The organism is Streptomyces sp. NRRL S-920 (assembly GCF_000717945.1).
GTDB lineage: Bacteria > Actinomycetota > Actinomycetes > Streptomycetales > Streptomycetaceae > Streptomyces > Streptomyces alboniger.
Genome location: NZ_JODF01000135.1, coordinates 1 through 1735, shown reverse-complemented (window position 1 = coordinate 1735; position 1735 = coordinate 1). Strand labels below are relative to the sequence as shown.

The 1735-nt window shown below is 77.2% G+C and carries 1 protein-coding gene and 1 pseudogene; both read right to left on the bottom strand.

The window, feature by feature from the left end; all coding sequences use genetic code 11:
* A pseudogene (locus IG54_RS42390) lies at nt 1–563 on the bottom strand (hypothetical protein); the annotation flags it as partial.
* A gap of 420 nt (nt 564–983) precedes the next feature.
* A partial coding sequence (locus tag IG54_RS0137160; RefSeq protein ID WP_158709017.1) for an ROK family protein occupies nt 984–1735 on the bottom strand: 752 nt, incomplete at its 5' end.

Here is a 1735-nt window from a genome sequence, read left to right as displayed (position 1 = left end):
GTGGCGGGGCGGGCCTGCGGGGCGGCGGCCAGTGGGTGGGCTGGCGCGGGCGCCAAGGCGGGTGTTCTGAGCGCGGGGGAGGTGAAGGTGGCGGGATGTACCTGCGGGGCGGCCGCTGGGTGGGCTGGTGCGGCGGGTGTTCCGAGTACGGCGGAGGCCAGGGTGGCGAGGCGTACCTGCGGGGCGGCGGCCGGTGGGCGGCCAGGCGCAGCAGCCGCGGCGGGTGTTCCGGTTACGGCGGAGGCGAAGGCGGCGGGATGTACCTGCGGCGGTGCGGCCGGTAGGCGGCCTGGCGCGGCGGGTGTTCCGAGTACGGCGGAGGCCAGGGTGGCGGGACGTACCTGCGGAGCGGCCGGTGGACGGCCCAGCGCAGCCGCCGCGGGCATGCCGAGCGCGGCGGACGCGAAGGTGGCGGGGCGTACCTGCGGGGCGGCCTGTGGGCGGCCCGGCGTAGCCGCCGCGGCGGGCATGCCGAGTACGGCGGAGGCCAGGGTGGCGGCAACGGTCGCGGAGGCGACGGCTGCGGTGGCGACGCCGAAGGTGGGGGGACTGCGGAATCGCATGGCACACCTTTGCTGGGCTGAACACCGGCCCGGAGGCCGGACCGAGCGCGCCGAGCGGCCCGAGTGCGGGCTACCCGCGCGGAGTTGGCGCCGCCGACAAGCCGTGGCGGGCGGCGGCCGGGAGGTGACGGTCGTGGCCAGAGACCCTGCCACGCGGATCCGGCCGCGCGGCGGTGCCACCCCCTGGTAGGCCCGATCGGCCGGTCGAGAACCCCACGTTCAGTCGAGATCCGGTCGATTGCGATTGGCGGGGTGGGCGGCGCTCACTCAGCCGCCGCCAGGCCGTCGATCCCCCTGCGAGGCGCCCTCGCCCTCTGAGAACCGGCCGCCCCCGGAAGCGGCCATCGTCGCCCCCTCCACCGGTGCCGGTCGTGCCGCCCGCCGGGCCCTCCTGGGGCGGCGGCGTCTCCGGTGACCGCTCTACTGTTCGCGAGGGGCGCCGCCCGCAAGGACACCGCCCACGACACCGCCGCCGGTGGAGGCGCCGACCGCAGACGCGCGCCCGAACAAGGGCGCGAGGACAAGCTGGGCCGCCCCCTCCGCGACAGCGCGCTCCCCTCCCGGGGCGAGGGCGACGGGCACCTCCGCCGCCCCGCCGCTCCGCCGGACGCGCTCGGCGACGACGGCCCCCACACCCCGTACGAACAGCTCATCGGCGGCGAACACCGTCCGGCCGCCGAGCAGGACACGGTCGATGTCGAGCAGCCCCACCAGATTGCCCGCGGCCGTGCCGAGGACCCTCGCGGCCTCGTCCAGTTCGCCCCGGGCGACGGCGGCGAGGCACAGCGCCTCGACGCAGCCGCGGTCCCCGCACTCGCAGGGCGGGCCGTCCAACTGGAGCACTTGGTGGCCGAATTCGCCCGCGCCGGTACGGGCCCCGCGGTGCAGGGCACCGCCAAGCACGAGCCCGGCACCGAGGCCGGTCCCCAAGTGCAGGTACGCGAAGGAACCCGCGGCGTCGGCGCCCGCGAGGGCCAGGCCGAGGGCGGCGGCGTTGGTGTCCTTGTCCACGACGACGGGCAGCCCGAGCCGCTCCGCCAGCGCGTCCCGCAACGGAAACCCGTCCCACCCGGGAAACCCGGTCACCCGCCGCAACACCCCACCCACATGATCGAGCGGCCCGGGCAACGCAACACCGACCCCGCCTACACCGCCCCCGCCCACACCAGGCC